This window comes from Xanthomonas vesicatoria ATCC 35937, from assembly GCF_001908725.1.
Classification (GTDB): Bacteria; Pseudomonadota; Gammaproteobacteria; order Xanthomonadales; family Xanthomonadaceae; genus Xanthomonas; species Xanthomonas vesicatoria.
In genome coordinates this window covers 998,938-1,012,885 of the sequence record NZ_CP018725.1, presented here as the reverse complement: position 1 = coordinate 1,012,885, position 13,948 = coordinate 998,938, and the positions used below count along the sequence as shown (strand labels likewise).

Below are 13,948 nucleotides of genomic sequence, written 5' to 3'. Positions count from 1 at the left end.
ACCGGCTGTACCATGCATCCGCAGGATCCGTAGCGCGCCTTCGGCGTTACCGTTTGCCTGTGCGCTTTGCGGTTCGCAGCAGTGGATGCAGACGCATCACCGATTCAATTAAGAGGCAGGTACCGATGCGTTATGCGCTGGGCGTGGAATACGACGGCAGCGAGTTCCAGGGCTGGCAGCAGTTGGGCGAGCACGGCGGGCCGAGCGTGCAGGCCAGTGTGCAGGCGGCGCTGTCGTCGGTTGCCGACGCGCCGATCCAGGTGGTCTGCGCGGGTCGTACCGATGCCGGCGTGCATGGTGAATGCCAGGTGGTGCACTTCGATAGCGATGCGCTGCGGCAACCGCGCGGCTGGATGCTGGGCACCACCGCGCGGTTGCCGCCGTCGATCGCGGTGCGCTGGTGCGTGCCGGTCGCCGATGACTTCCATGCGCGTTTCTCCGCGCGCGCGCGGCGCTATCGCTACCGTCTGCTGAACCGGCAGATCCGCCCGGCGCTGTATCGACAGACGCTGAGTTGGGAACGCCGGCCGCTCGATGCCGAGGCCATGCACGCCGCCGCGCAGGCGCTGTTGGGCGAAAACGACTTCAGTGCGTTTCGCAGTGTGCAGTGCCAGGCCCTGCATGCGCGGCGCAACCTGCAGGCCATTACGGTTCAGCGCATCGGCGAAGTGGTGGAGGTGCGGGTACAGGCCAATGCATTCCTTCATCACATGGTGCGGAATATTGTTGGCTCGCTGATTTTGATCGGAACCGGCGAGCAACCGACCGACTGGATCGCGACGTTGCTCGCCGGGCGCGACCGCACGGTTGCCGGGCCGACAGCGCCGCCACAAGGCCTGGTGTTTATCGGGCCTCTGTATCCTGCAGAGTGGCATCTGCCTGCCGAGGTGACCCAATGAATCGATCGCTGTACCGCACCCGTATCAAGTTCTGTGGCATGACCCGCGCCGGAGACATCCGACTGGCCGGGGAGCTGGGTGTGGACGCGGTAGGTTTCATCTTCGCGCACGGCAGCCCGCGCCGCGTGGCGCCAGCCGAAGCGCGCGCGATGCGCCAAGCGACCGCGCCGATGGTCGATGTGGTCGCTCTGTTCCGCAATAACTCCAAGGAGGAAGTGCGCGAGGTGGTGCGTACCGTGCGCCCGACGCTGCTGCAATTCCACGGCGAGGAAGATGACGCGTTCTGCCGCAGCTTCAATCTGCCCTACCTCAAGGCGGTGCCGATGGGCAGCGCCGGGGTCAACGGCGAAGACGCCAATGCCCGCACCTTGCAGTTGGCCTATCCCAACACGGCCGGCTTCCTGTTCGACAGCCATGCGCCTGGCGCCGGCGGCGGCACCGGCAAGACCTTCGATTGGTCGCGCCTGCCCACTGGTTTGCATCGCCCGTTTCTGCTTGCCGGCGGCATCACGGCCGACAATGTGTTCGACGCGATCGTTGCCACGCTGCCGTGGGGGGTGGATGTCTCCAGTGGCGTAGAGCTGGCACCCGGCATCAAGGACGGCCACAAGATGCGCAAGTTCGTGGAAGAAGTGCGGCGTGCCGATTGCCACGAGATGTCGTAGGTTGGGGGATTGGCAAGGGCTGGTCTGCTGCAAAGTTTTTGAGTTTTTACGATGGCTTGGGAGTCGACAGGTTCTCTGCAGCAGGTCGTTTGCAGAAGCACGCACTGGCACGCGCGTCGCGCCGACTCATTGCGTCATTCGCCGTGTTGAGGCCTCTGCGGCTCTCATCCAGGTAGGATCTCCTGCGCCGCTGCGCTTCTTTTGTAACGCGCGCCGTCGCCTTTGGTGCTACTGCACCCAGAGTCGGTAGGCGTAGCCCCTGCGCATTGCTGCATGCGATGCGCTTCCTTCGGTTCGACGAAATCAGCGAACACCAGCTGGCTGCATTCCGCGCCGTCTCTCGTCACCCCCGGATGCTCGTTACGGTTTGTTAGTCGCGCTTGAGCGCTGCTCGGCGTGCGATTGCGCGATGCAATCTCAGACTCCTGCGGTCTTCGGCGTCGTTGGCGTGAACTGATCCATGCCCAATGCATCGCCCAACCAGCCGGCAAGGCGTGCGATGCGTGGGTCTGGATTGCGTCTGGCGGCGCACAGCGCCCAGCGGCCGCGTGTAGCGGTGAATCCCCACGGTGCCAGCAGGCGTCCGGCCGCCAGGTCAGCGGCAACCAGCGGATACGGTGCAATGGCGATGCCCAGACCGGCGGCGGCGGCCTCCAGCAGATACACCAAGTGCTCGAACTCGGTCCCGAAGCACAGCGCGTCGGGTGCGAGGCCATGCGCCTGTGCCCATTCCGGCCAGGCTTGCGGTCGCGAGCGTGTGTGCAGCAAGCGGTGGTCACGCAGGGCGCCTGGGGGCTTTCCATCGATCTGCAGTGTGCTGGCCAACGGGGGGCTCAACACCGGGCCGATCCATTCCACACCCAGCTCGTGCACCTGCCATTCGCCGGGCCACGGTGGTGTGTCCAGCAGCAAGGCGGCGTCCAGGCCATCCAGATCCGGGCCGGGCGGTTGTTCGTTGGCCGACAGGTGCAGGCGCAGGTCGGGCAGGTCGCGCTGCAGCAGACCAAGCCGCGGAATGACCCAGCGCGCCAGCAGGCTGCCCGAGCAGCCCAGCACCAGCGGCGCCTCGCTGGCGGGGCGTCGTAATGCGGCCCAGGTGTCGGCCATCAGCGCGAAGCCTTCTCCGGTGGCATCACGCAGGCGGGTACCGGCAGTCGTCAGCACCAGGCCACGGCCCTGGCGAGCGAACAACGCCGCGCCCAGTGCCTGTTCCAGCGAGCGCACGTGGCGGCTGATAGCGCCATGGGTGACGTGCAGCTCCTGCGCGGCGCGGCTGACGCTTTGCAAGCGTGCAGCGGCCTCGAAGGCGCGCAGCGCCGCCAGCGGTGGAAGCACAAGGTTCATGTGTGAGTCCAGATCACAGGTTGCGGCCATCTTATCGATTTATCGCGGTGGCCGGCTGCGGTAAGGTAGCGGCTTCGCGTATGACCGCATTCGCTGCAGAGGATCTCCATGTCGGCCCAGCCCATCAGTGACTTTTACGCCTACCCGGATGCTGCCGGCCATTTCGGCAAGTTCGGCGGCCGGTTTGTCGCCGAAACCTTGATCGGCCCGCTGCAGGAACTGTCCGCTGCCTACGATCAGGCGCGTCGGGACCCGGCGTTCATCGCCGAATACGACAAGGACCTCAAGCACTACGTCGGCCGGCCTAGCCCGATCTATCACGCCGAGCGGCTCAGTCGCGAAGTGGGCGGGGCGCAGATCCTGCTCAAGCGCGAAGACCTGAACCACACCGGCGCGCACAAGATCAACAACACCATCGGCCAGGCGCTGTTGGCCAGCCGCATGGGCAAGACTCGCATCATCGCCGAAACCGGCGCCGGCCAACATGGCGTGGCCAGCGCCACGGTCGCGGCACGGCTGGGCCTGGAGTGCGTGGTCTACATGGGTGCCACCGATATCGAACGGCAGAAGATCAACGTCTACCGCATGCAACTGCTGGGCGCCAAGGTGGTTCCGGTGACGTCGGGCTCTGCCACGCTCAAGGATGCGCTCAACGAAGCGATGCGCGACTGGGTCACCAACGTGCGCGACACCTTCTACATTATCGGCACAGTGGCCGGCCCGGACCCGTATCCGCGCATGGTGCGCGACTTCAATGCGATCGTGGGCCGCGAGGCGCGCGAGCAGATGCTGCAGGACTACGGCCGGCTGCCGGATGCGATCAGCGCCTGCGTCGGTGGTGGTAGCAATGCCATCGGCCTGTTCCATGCCTTCCTCAACGACCCCGGTGTGAAGATCTACGGCGCCGAAGCCGCGGGCGACGGCATCGCTACCGGCCGCCATGCCGCGTCCATCGCTGCCGGACGCCCCGGCGTGCTGCACGGCAATCGCACCTACGTGATTTGCGACGACGACGGCCAGATCACCGAAACCCATTCGATCTCCGCCGGCCTGGATTACCCCGGCGTCGGGCCCGAGCACGCGTTCCTGTCGGATAGCGGTCGCGCCGTGTATCAGGGCATCACCGATGACGAGGCGATGGCGGCGTTCCATCTGCTGGCGCATACCGAAGGCATTCTCGCCGCGCTCGAATCCAGCCACGCGGTGGCGCAGTCGATCAAGCTGGCGCGCGAGATGCCCAAGGACGCGCTGATCCTGTGCAACCTGTCTGGGCGCGGCGACAAGGACGTGCACACCATCGCCGCGCGCGAAGGCATGGTGCTGTGATCGCAACCCAGGTGCGCAGGTTGGGCAGCGGATTGGCACTGCTGTGCATCTCTGGACTGGCCCTGGCCGCGGCGCCTGCGCCGCAACTGGATCGCAGTGGCGGGGTGCGCATTGGCCAGCGCTTCAGTGAGCTGGAAGCACGTGCGCACTGGGTACCGCTCAACGCGGGGCCGCTTGGACCGTGCGGCCATGTCGAGGCTGGGCTGTTACCCAACGGCGTGGCGATGATGGTCGAAGACGATCGCATCGTGCGTTTCGACATCGCCGATCCGGGCCCGGGCGGCCCGTTTGGCATCCATGTCGGCGACAGCGAAGCCGCCGCGCGGGCGCGCCTGCCAGCGGGCTACAGCGTCCAGCCGCATAAATATGGCCGCGACGGCGGCAACGATCATTATCTGACCTGGCGCGACCCGCAAGGCGAGTTCGCCGTTCGCTATGAAACCGGAGAAGGCACTGTGACATCGATGTACTGGGGAAGCTGGGACGCCGTGCAACTGGTGGAGGGCTGCGCATGAGCCGCGCGCCAGACCGTATCGCTGCGCGGTTTGACGCACTGCGTCAGGCCGGCCGCAAGGCACTGATTCCGTTCATCACCGCCGGCGACCCGTCGCTGGAAGCCACCGTGCCGGTGATGCACGCGCTGGTTCGCGCCGGTGCCGACGTGATCGAACTGGGTGTGCCGTTTTCCGACCCGATGGCCGACGGTCCCACCATCCAGCGCAGTTCCGAGCGCGCGCTGGGACGTGGTGCCGGCCTGGCCTATGTGCTGGAAGCGGTGCACGAATTCCGCCGCGAAGACGCCACCACCCCGGTGGTGCTGATGGGCTACCTCAATCCGATCGAAATCCACGGCACGCGGCGTTTCGCCGAAGCCGCGGTCGCCGCTGGCGTGGACGGCCTGCTGTTGGTCGACCTGCCGCCGGAGGAAGCCGACGAGACCCGCGAAATCTTCACCGAGGTCGGGCTGGCCCTGATCGCGCTGGCCTCGCCGACTACTAGCGAGCAGCGCCTGGACATGCTGTGCAGCACCGCGCAGGGCTATCTGTATTACGTGAGCTTTGCCGGCGTGACTGGCGCGTCGAATCTGCTCGATACCCATGCCGCCAGCGATCGCCTGCGCCAGTTGCGACAGCGCGCCGGTGCGCCGGTGGTGGCCGGCTTTGGCATCAAGGATGCTGCCAGCGCCGCCGCAATGGCGGTCGATGCCGATGGCGTCGTCGTTGGTAGCGCGCTGGTTGCGGCCCTGGCCGAAGCCGCCGATGTGCGCAGCGCCCGCGAAGGGGCCGAAGCCTTCCTGGCCCCGTTACGTCAGGCGCTGGATCACCCCTGAAACCAGACTAACGCTTGTCCGGCGTGGATGCGTCTGGCTTCGCCCGCATTCTCATCCACTCCTGCGCGGCACCTGCCCCATGAAGGGGGGCATGACCGGCCGGAGAAGGGGGCAAAGCCCCCTTCTGCAAGAGAGGGGTTGGGGTGAGTCGATGCGCCAGGCAGCGCCGTGCGGGAAGAGGCGCGCGCGTTGCGCAAGCATCGTCCAGCAACAAGCCAACCCGTCGCTCACTGTCCAATAGCCTGTCCTACAACGCTCAGCCAAAACCGCCATGACCCCGCGCTGCACCAGCCTGGGGCGCTGCGTTAGACTGTCGCCCCTCTGCGGCTCGCATCGCCGCCCTGCATGGATTGTCATACACGCATGAGTTGGCTCAGCAAATTGATGCCCTCCGGCATCCGCACCGAGAACACCCCGGCCAAGAAGCGCAGCGTTCCCGAGGGTCTGTGGGAAAAGTGCAGCAACTGCGGCAGCGCGCTGTACGGCCCGGAGCTTGAGGAGAACCTGGAGGTGTGTCCGAAGTGTGACCACCACATGGCCATTCGCGCCCGCGCGCGTCTGAACTCGCTATTCGACCCGGAAACTGCGACCACCGAAATCGCCGCCCAGCTGGGCCCGGTCGACGTGCTCAAGTTCAAGGACCAGAAGCGCTACGGCGAACGCATCAAGGCCAGCCAGAAGGCCAGCGGCGAATACGACGCGCTGATCGCCATGCGCGGCACGCTGAAGGGCAACCCGCTGGTTGCCGCCGCGTTCGACTTCGCGTTCATGGGCGGCTCGATGGGCTCGGTGGTCGGCGAGCGTTTCGCACGTGCGGCCGAAGTGGCGCTGGAAGTGGGCTGCCCGTTCGTGTGCTTCTCTGCCAGTGGCGGCGCGCGCATGCAGGAAGGCCTGTTCTCGCTGATGCAGATGGCCAAGACCTCCGCAGCGCTCGGTCGCCTGCGCGAAGCTGGCCTGCCTTACATCTCGGTGCTGACCCATCCCACCACCGGTGGCGTGTCGGCGTCGTTCGCGATGCTGGGCGACATCAACATCGCCGAGCCGCATGCATTGATCGGCTTCGCCGGCCCGCGCGTGATCGAGCAGACCGTGCGCGAAACGTTGCCGGAAGGCTTCCAGCGTTCGGAATTCCTGCTCGATCACGGCGCCATCGACCAGATCTGCGACCGTCGCGAGATGCGCGACCGCATTGCCGACCTGACCGCGATGATGATGCGTCAGGCACGTCCGCAAGAGGTTGTGGCATGAGGAGTGTCGTGAGCGCAGGACTGCGGATCTGCGCCTGGACGTCCGTCAACGGCGCGCGCCGTCGTGATTGCGGCGCGCGCTGCCTGGTCCCGGCCCTGTGAGCGCCCGCAAATACTTCGGTACCGACGGCATCCGCGGTCGGGTCGGGCAGGGCGTCATTTCTGCCGACTTCGTCTTGCGCCTGGGCAACGCGCTGGGCCGCGTGCTCACGCAAGGTCGTAGCAAGCGTCCGCTGGTGTTGATTGGCAAGGACACCCGCATTTCCGGCTACATGTTCGAGGCCGCATTGGAGGCCGGGCTGGTCGCCGCGGGCGCCGATGTGCAGATGATCGGGCCGATGCCGACGCCGGCCATCGCGTTCTTGACCAGTACCTTGCGCGCCGATGCCGGTGTGGTCATCAGCGCCTCGCACAACCCGCATTACGACAACGGCATCAAGTTCTTCTCCGCCGAAGGCGAGAAGCTCGACGACGCGACCGAAGCGGCGATCGAAGCCGCGCTGGACCAGCCGTTCCATACCGTGGAATCCGAACGCCTGGGCAAGGCGATCCGCACCCGCGATGCGATCGGCCGTTACATCGAATTCTGCAAGGCCAGCGTAGCGCGCGGCTTTACCCTGCACGGCCTGAAAATGGTGCTGGACTGCGCGCATGGCGCCACGTATCACATCGCGCCGATGCTGTTCCGCGAGCTGGGTGCCGAGGTGGTGGTGATCGGTGCTGCGCCGGACGGGCTCAATATCAACGACGGCGTCGGCTCCACGCATATCGACAATCTCGCCGCCAAGGTGCGCGAGAGCGGCGCGCATCTGGGGATTGCCTTCGATGGCGACGGCGATCGCGTGTTGATGGCCGACGACCAGGGTAACCCTGTCGATGGCGACGACCTGCTGTATGTCCTGGCACGCTCGTGGCAGGCTAGTGGGCGGCTTACTGGCACCGTGGTCGGCACCTTGATGACCAATTACGGGCTGGAGCCGGCGTTGGCCGCGCTGCAGATTCCCTTTCAGCGGGCCAAGGTGGGCGACCGCTATGTGCATCAAGCACTGGTCGAAGGCGGCGGTACGCTGGGCGGCGAAACGTCAGGCCATCTGCTGTGCCTGGACCGCGCCAGTACTGGCGACGGCATCGTCAGCGCGCTGCAGGTGCTCGAAGCGCTTGGCCGCGATGGGCACAGCCTGCGCCAAGCGCTGAGCGGCTTGACCAAAGTGCCGCAAAAGACCGTGAATGTGCGTCTGGACGGCGGCGCCGCCAAGGCCATCGTCGAAGCGCCGGGCGTGCAGCAGGCGCTGCAGCAAGCGCAGGCTGCCGTGCAGGGGCGTGGGCGTGCCTTCCTGCGCCCGTCCGGCACCGAGCCGGTGGTGCGCGTGACTGTAGAGGCAGACGACGCCGACCTGATGCAGGCCACGCTCGACCGGCTGTCCGGAGCGGTGCGTGACGCGGCGTGAGTCGCTGATCATTGGCGTCTGCGTCATCGTCGCCAAGGCCGCGACGTTCTATCTGTTGTATCGCCTGCTGATCTGATCGGCAGGCCTTCTCTCACTTCGACCAAGACATTCGTATGAGCGCGCGCATCCCCACCCTGGACATCACCCGTTTCAATACCGATCGCGACGCCTTCGTCGCCGAGCTCGGTGCGGCCTATCGCCAATGGGGCTTTGCCGGCATCCGCAATCACGGCATCGCGCAGGCCGATATCGATGCGGCCTACGACGTGTTCAAGGCGTTTTTTGCGTTGCCGGAAGAGGTCAAGCGCCGCTACCACGTGCCGGGCAGCGGCGGCGCGCGCGGCTACACCGCCTTCGGCGTGGAAACCGCCAAGGATTCCAAGCACTTCGATCTGAAGGAGTTCTGGCACATCGGTCGCGAGATTCCGGACGATTCGCCGTACCGCGACGTGATGGCGCCGAACCTGTGGCCGGAAGAAGTGCCCGGATTCCGCGAGCGTGGCTACCAGCTGTACCAGCAGCTCGACCAACTGGGCTCGCGCGTGCTTTCGGCACTGGCGCTGCACATCGGCTTGCCGCAGGACTATTTCGTCGACAAGACCAACAACGGCAACTCGATCCTGCGGCCGATCCACTACCCTCCGATCACCAGCGACGACATCCCCAATGTGCGCGCCGGTGCGCATGGCGATATCAACTTCATCACCTTGCTGGTCGGTGCCAGCGCGGCCGGCCTGGAGGTGCGTTCCAACGACGGCGAGTGGGTGCCGTTCACCGCCGACGCCGACACCATCGTGGTCAATATCGGCGACATGCTGCAGCGCCTGACCAACCACGTGTATCCGTCCACGATCCATCGCGTGGTGAACCCGCCGGGCGAAGCGGCGCGCAAGCCGCGCTATTCGGTGCCGTTCTTCCTGCATCCGAATCCTGACTTCTTGATCGACGTGCTGCCGTCGTGCATCAGCGCCGACAACCCCAGCCGCTATCCCGAGCCGATCACTGCGCACGGGTTTCTGGAAGAACGCCTGCGCGAGATCAAGCTGAAGTAAGTCGCGTATGGCAGCACCCTCTAAGGTGCGCAGCGTCCTGGCGCACGCGAATGCGTGGCCGTTTCGTCCACCGCGAACGGCCGCGTCCGCAACATCTGCCACGACACGCGCCACAGTTTCATTCATAAAAATCGCTTCTGTCCGGTTAAAGCTTGTATTCACCTGCGCCGATAACACAGTCTGATCGCTAGCGCGACGTCGGACTCGCCTGGCGCCCGCTACCGATTGCACTGGGTGGGGGCATGCGGATGCGTTGGTTCAGACAATTAGCTGCGGTGTCGGCTCTGGTGTTGAGTGGCGTGTCGGCCTCGGCTACCGCGACACCTGTCAGCATTACCGTGACCGATGCCAGTGGCGTATTGGTCGATGCGGTAGTCAGCCTGGAACTTCCGCGGCCGGCCGCAGCCGGCGCGGGCAAGATGCTGGAAATGGATCAGGTCAACTCGCAGTTTGTGCCGGCAGTGCTGGCAGTGCGCACCGGGACCTCGGTACGGTTTCCGAACAACGATCAGATCCGCCACCAGGTGTATTCGTTCTCGCCCGCAAAACGGTTTGAACTGCCGCTGTTTCAGGGAAGCACTGCGGCGCCGGTGCGGTTCGATCAAGCTGGTCTGGTCACGGTGGGCTGCAACATTCACGACTGGATGCTGGGCTACATCGTGGTCCTGGAAACGCCGTATTTCGGCAAGACCGGTAACGATGGCCGCGTGCAACTCGACGCACCCGCCGGCAATTACACCTTGCGCGTTTGGCACCCACGCATGAAGGGCGCTGCGGCGGAGGAGCCGTTGACCATTGCACGCGATGCGGTGCAGCGCCGTGTCACCTTGCAGACTGCCGGCGCCGCTCCTGTCGTCGCGCCGCCGGATGAGCGGGTGCGTGCGCTGCAGGACAAGTTCCGCCACGCCGATCCCAAGAAGCCGCATCCATGAGGGCGATGCGCCTGCACACGCGCATCGCGGTCCTGCTGGTGCTGGTCGTGCTGGCGACCCAGGCATTGACCTTCATCGCGGTGCAACTGGCAACCGAGCGCAGCGTCAAGGCACAGCTGGGCGAAGAGCTGCAGATCGGCGAACGCGTCTGGCAGCGCATCAACCTGCGCCGTGACGAGCAGTTGCTGCAGTCGGCGTCGGTGCTGGCGGACGACTTCGGCTTCCGTGCCGCGGTGGCCAGCGGCGATGTGCCCACCATGCAATCGGCACTGCGCAACCATGCCGCGCGCATGTCGGCGCAGACCGCCTTGCTGCTCTCGCCGGATGGTGAATTTTTGACCGGGCTGGCCGACCTTCCACAAGCCGAGCAATTGAGTGCGGTGCAGGCCTTGTTGCTGCAGGCGCAGCGCGATGGGCGAGCAGTGGGCGTGGTGGCACTGGATCAGCACATCGTGCGCCTGGCCGTCGTACAGGTACTGGCGCCCAACCGTGTTGGCTGGATTGCAATCGGTAATGAATCCGGCGACGGCCTGGCACAGGATTTTCGTAGCACGACCGGATTGGACGCCACGTTCTTTACCGATGGGCCGCCGCTGCGCGTGCTGGCTTCCACCCTGGAGCCGGGAGCCCGTCGCGAGTTCGCAAAGCAACTTCCCGTTGCCGAACGCACGCAAGCGGCGGCGATTCCGCTTAACCTCGGTGAGTCGCGCTATCTGGCCAAACTGCAGGTGATCCAGGGCGGGGGCCACGTGCGGGTGGCCCTACAGGCATCGCTGGATCGCGCAGTTGCGCCATATCGCACGCTTAAATTGCGCATCCTGCTGCTTGCCGGGCTGGCAACTGCCGCAGCTCTGTGCGTGGCCATTTTTCTGGCACGCAGCGTCAGCAAACCGGTGGCGCAACTGGTGCAGGCGGCGCGACGCATCCAGCGCGGCGATTATCAGACGGCTGTGGAGGTTCCTCCGGGACGCGAGCTTGCCGAACTGGCCGATAGCTTTGGGCGCATGCAGCACCAGATCGCCAGCCGCGAGCAACATATCCTGCACCAGGCAAGGCACGACGTATTGACCGGGCTGCCCAATCGGGTCTGGTTGCTGGAACGGCTGAGGAAAGTGACCGAGCAGACCGTCGCATCCGGCGGCACGGCAGCAGTCCTGATCCTGGATCTGCAGCGGTTCAAGGAACTCAACGACAGCCTTGGCCATGATTTTGCCGACCAGGTGCTGGTCGAGGCCGGCCGCAGGCTGGCAGAAGTGGTGCAGGAGCCAAACCTGGTCGGACGGCTGGGCAGCGATGAGTTCATGGTGATCGTGGCGCACGCCGATGCCAGTGCGGTGCAGCAGGATGCACAACGCCTGTTGCTGCAACTGCGCCACCCGCTGGTACTGCCGCAGGCACGCATCCAGCTCGAAGCCAGCATCGGAATTGCCCTGATCCCCGAGCATGGTGCAGACCCGGACACCTTGCTGCGCCGTGCCGATATCGCGCGACGGCAGGTGGACGACGTCGCCACCATCGGTGCCAGCATCTACCGCATGGGGCAGGACGAACAGCATCTGCGGCGGCTGCGTCTCACCGGCGATCTGCGTCAGGCCATCGGCGGTAACGAGTTGACCTTGCGCTTCCAGCCCAAGATCTGTCTGCGCAGCGATCGTGTCGAACAGGTCGAAGTCTTGGTGCGTTGGCATCACCCGACGCTTGGTCCGATCGGCCCCGACGAATTCATTCCGCTGGCCGAGCATTCGGGCGTCATCCATCCATTAACCCGCTTCGTGCTGGACGAGGCGCTGCGCTGCCAGGCGCGCTGGCGCACGCAAGGACTGGAATTGGGCATGGCGATCAACCTGTCGGCGCTGGATCTGGCCGATCCCGGGCTGCCCGATTACGTGCGTGCACGGCTGGAAGAGCATGCCGTGCCGGCGCAGTCGGTCACGCTGGAACTGACAGAGAGCGCGTTGATGCGCGATGTCGAAGCCGCGCTGCATATGCTGCACCAACTGCGCAGCGTCGGCGTACGTTTGTCCATCGATGACTTCGGCACCGGCTATTCCTCGTTGGCCCAACTCAAGCGCATGCCGGTGGACGAATTGAAGATCGACAAGAGCTTCGTCATGCAGCTGGCCGAAGGCACCGATGATGCCTTCATCGTGCGCAGCACCATTGATTTGGGCCACAACCTGGGCTTGAGCGTGATCGCCGAGGGCGTCGAAAACACCACCGCGCTCGGTCTGCTGCGCGGCTATGGCTGCGACATGGTGCAGGGCTATTTTTACGCACCACCACTGGAGCAGGGACCTTTCGTGGCGTGGTGCATGCGCCAACTTGGAATGGCCGCGCTGGCAGCGGTCGGAGCACAGCGATGAAGGCTGGCCTGCGCGTCGCGTATGTCTCAGCAGCGCTGTGTAGCGCGCTATTGCCAGCACATGGCATCGCCGGAGACGGGCGCTTGCTTGCCACAGGCGGTGTGTCGATGATCGAAGGCAGCAGCGGTGGCGGCATCGTGCCGTGGGCTACGCTGTCCGGTTACGGCACACGCGATGAGCTCGGCACTGTGCTGTTTGCCACGCATGTCGACAGCGGCGATTACCGGCTCGATGTACAAGGCGCTGCGCTGACGGTCGGTAACCGGCTGGAACTGTCGCTCGCGCGCCAGCGCCTGGACCTGGGTACCTTGCAGGATCGTCTTGCGTTGCCGTGGAACGCGCTTGGCCAGGACGTCTTCGGCGCCAAGCTGCGCGTGTACGGCGATCTGGTCTACGGGCGTGGCCCGCAAGTCAGCGCCGGCGTGCAGTACAAACGCCTGCGCGATGGCACGCTGCCGCTGGCGATCGGTGCGCGCGACGACCACGGTACCGATGTATACGTCAGCGCCAGCAGACTCTTGCTGCAAGGCGCCGGAGGCTATCAATTGCTGCTCAACGGCACGTTGCGCGCGACCCGCGCCAATCAGACCGGACTGCTCGGCTTTGGCGGCGACCGTCGCAATGGGTATCGGCTTGTCGCTGAGGCCAGCGCTGCGGTCGTGCTGTCGCCGTCGTGGGTGGTCGGTGTGGAATATCGCGACAAGCCGGACAATCTGGGCTTTGCGCGCGAGCAGGCCTGGGCGGACGGTTTTGTCGCCTGGTTCCCCAACAAGCACGTATCGCTGACCGCAGCCTGGGCTGATCTTGGCGATATCGCCACGCTGACCAACCAGCGCGGCCCGTATCTTTCCTTGCAGGTGGCGTTCTGATGAATCGATGGCTGCGGTGGTCCCTGCTATGCGCGCTGAGCTTGAGTGCCTGCGCCACAACGCAGCCGCGTCCCACGCTGTACGACGAACTCGGTGGGCAGGCCGGCATCGAGACGTTGGTGGAAACGATGTTGTCGCGCATTGCCGACGATCAACGGATCGTCGACAAGTTTGCGCGGGTCAACATCGTCATGCTTAACGCGCGCTTGGTGCAAAAGTTCTGCCACGTCGCCGACGGCCCATGCCCGGATACGGCCAAATCGATGCAACAGGCGCATGCGCATCTGGCCATCCGCGAGGGCGATTTCAACGCCCTGGTCGAAGATCTCAATTGGGCAATGGATCAACAAAAGATCCCGCGCCGCACCCAGAACCGCCTGTTGGCACGGCTGGCCGCCATGCATGGCGAGATCGTCAATCACTGAGGCGCGGAGACGGAATGCCGCATCTCGCAGCGCTCAGTGGTTAAATCG

Annotated in this window: 13 protein-coding genes; 12 read left to right on the top strand and 1 reads right to left on the bottom strand. The window is 65.2% G+C overall.

What is annotated here, in order from left to right; translation table 11 throughout:
- Window positions 1-125: 125 nt before the first annotated feature.
- Window positions 126-899, top strand: a complete 774-nt coding sequence (gene truA, locus BJD12_RS04455; protein ID WP_005991329.1) for a tRNA pseudouridine(38-40) synthase TruA — start codon at window positions 126-128, stop codon at window positions 897-899.
- Window positions 896-1,564 (top strand): phosphoribosylanthranilate isomerase, encoded by a 669-nt coding sequence (locus BJD12_RS04450; protein WP_005991331.1) that lies wholly within the window; start codon window positions 896-898, stop codon window positions 1,562-1,564. Before truA ends, BJD12_RS04450 begins: the two co-directional genes overlap by 4 nt.
- A 417-nt stretch (window positions 1,565-1,981) precedes the next feature.
- Here the strand turns inward: BJD12_RS04450 and BJD12_RS04445 are convergent, their stop codons facing one another.
- Window positions 1,982-2,908: a LysR family transcriptional regulator gene (locus tag BJD12_RS04445; protein WP_005991333.1), complete on the bottom strand. Its 927-nt coding sequence runs from the start codon at window positions 2,906-2,908 to the stop codon at window positions 1,982-1,984.
- A 108-nt stretch (window positions 2,909-3,016) separates the two neighbouring features.
- Here BJD12_RS04445 and trpB point away from each other — a divergent pair, with 108 nt between their 5' ends.
- The 10 genes from trpB (at window position 3,017) to BJD12_RS04395 (ending at window position 13,900) form a co-directional block, all read left to right on the top strand.
- The gene (gene trpB, locus BJD12_RS04440; RefSeq protein ID WP_005991336.1) at window positions 3,017-4,234 is read left to right on the top strand and encodes a tryptophan synthase subunit beta; all 1,218 of its coding nucleotides are present in this window, start codon (window positions 3,017-3,019) and stop codon (window positions 4,232-4,234) included.
- Entirely contained in the window at window positions 4,231-4,749 is a 519-nt protein-coding gene (locus BJD12_RS04435; RefSeq protein ID WP_005991338.1) for a hypothetical protein, read from the top strand. Before trpB ends, BJD12_RS04435 begins: the two co-directional genes overlap by 4 nt.
- The gene (trpA, locus tag BJD12_RS04430) at window positions 4,746-5,564 is read left to right on the top strand and encodes a tryptophan synthase subunit alpha (protein WP_005991340.1); all 819 of its coding nucleotides are present in this window, start codon (window positions 4,746-4,748) and stop codon (window positions 5,562-5,564) included. Before BJD12_RS04435 ends, trpA begins: the two co-directional genes overlap by 4 nt.
- A 363-nt stretch (window positions 5,565-5,927) precedes the next feature.
- A complete protein-coding gene (gene accD, locus BJD12_RS04425; protein WP_005991341.1) occupies window positions 5,928-6,812 on the top strand; it encodes an acetyl-CoA carboxylase, carboxyltransferase subunit beta in 885 nt (294 codons plus the stop codon).
- 97 nt (window positions 6,813-6,909) lie between these two features.
- Window positions 6,910-8,259, top strand: a complete 1,350-nt coding sequence (gene glmM / locus BJD12_RS04420) for a phosphoglucosamine mutase (RefSeq protein ID WP_005991343.1) — start codon at window positions 6,910-6,912, stop codon at window positions 8,257-8,259.
- 113 nt (window positions 8,260-8,372) lie between these two features.
- Complete coding sequence (locus tag BJD12_RS04415; RefSeq protein ID WP_005991346.1) at window positions 8,373-9,311, top strand: isopenicillin N synthase family dioxygenase; 939 nt, start codon at window positions 8,373-8,375, stop codon at window positions 9,309-9,311.
- 248 nt (window positions 9,312-9,559) lie between these two features.
- Window positions 9,560-10,243, top strand: coding sequence for a methylamine utilization protein (locus BJD12_RS04410; protein WP_042827883.1), 684 nt, complete (start codon window positions 9,560-9,562; stop codon window positions 10,241-10,243).
- The gene (locus tag BJD12_RS04405; protein ID WP_042827884.1) at window positions 10,240-12,606 is read left to right on the top strand and encodes a putative bifunctional diguanylate cyclase/phosphodiesterase; all 2,367 of its coding nucleotides are present in this window, start codon (window positions 10,240-10,242) and stop codon (window positions 12,604-12,606) included. The genes BJD12_RS04410 and BJD12_RS04405 overlap by 4 nt, the downstream gene beginning before the upstream one ends.
- Window positions 12,603-13,475: a DUF3034 family protein gene (locus tag BJD12_RS04400; RefSeq protein WP_005991353.1), complete on the top strand. Its 873-nt coding sequence runs from the start codon at window positions 12,603-12,605 to the stop codon at window positions 13,473-13,475. The genes BJD12_RS04405 and BJD12_RS04400 overlap by 4 nt, the downstream gene beginning before the upstream one ends.
- Window positions 13,475-13,900, top strand: coding sequence for a group I truncated hemoglobin (locus tag BJD12_RS04395; RefSeq protein WP_042827885.1), 426 nt, complete (start codon window positions 13,475-13,477; stop codon window positions 13,898-13,900). Before BJD12_RS04400 ends, BJD12_RS04395 begins: the two co-directional genes overlap by 1 nt.
- The last annotated feature ends 48 nt before the right edge of the window (window positions 13,901-13,948 follow it).

What these genes read in the sequence shown, in the direction of transcription:
- truA (WP_005991329.1), top strand. Translation starts at nt 126, where the DNA reads ATGCGTTATGCGCTGGGCGTGGAATACGACGGCAGCGAGTTCCAGGGC.
- BJD12_RS04450 (WP_005991331.1), top strand. Translation starts at nt 896, where the DNA reads ATGAATCGATCGCTGTACCGCACCCGTATCAAGTTCTGTGGCATGACC.
- BJD12_RS04445 (WP_005991333.1), bottom strand. Translation starts at nt 2,908, where the DNA reads ATGAACCTTGTGCTTCCACCGCTGGCGGCGCTGCGCGCCTTCGAGGCC.
- trpB (WP_005991336.1), top strand. Translation starts at nt 3,017, where the DNA reads ATGTCGGCCCAGCCCATCAGTGACTTTTACGCCTACCCGGATGCTGCC.
- trpA (WP_005991340.1), top strand. Translation starts at nt 4,746, where the DNA reads ATGAGCCGCGCGCCAGACCGTATCGCTGCGCGGTTTGACGCACTGCGT.
- accD (WP_005991341.1), top strand. Translation starts at nt 5,928, where the DNA reads ATGAGTTGGCTCAGCAAATTGATGCCCTCCGGCATCCGCACCGAGAAC.
- BJD12_RS04415 (WP_005991346.1), top strand. Translation starts at nt 8,373, where the DNA reads ATGAGCGCGCGCATCCCCACCCTGGACATCACCCGTTTCAATACCGAT.
- BJD12_RS04410 (WP_042827883.1), top strand. Translation starts at nt 9,560, where the DNA reads ATGCGTTGGTTCAGACAATTAGCTGCGGTGTCGGCTCTGGTGTTGAGT.
- BJD12_RS04405 (WP_042827884.1), top strand. Translation starts at nt 10,240, where the DNA reads ATGAGGGCGATGCGCCTGCACACGCGCATCGCGGTCCTGCTGGTGCTG.
- BJD12_RS04400 (WP_005991353.1), top strand. Translation starts at nt 12,603, where the DNA reads ATGAAGGCTGGCCTGCGCGTCGCGTATGTCTCAGCAGCGCTGTGTAGC.
- BJD12_RS04395 (WP_042827885.1), top strand. Translation starts at nt 13,475, where the DNA reads ATGAATCGATGGCTGCGGTGGTCCCTGCTATGCGCGCTGAGCTTGAGT.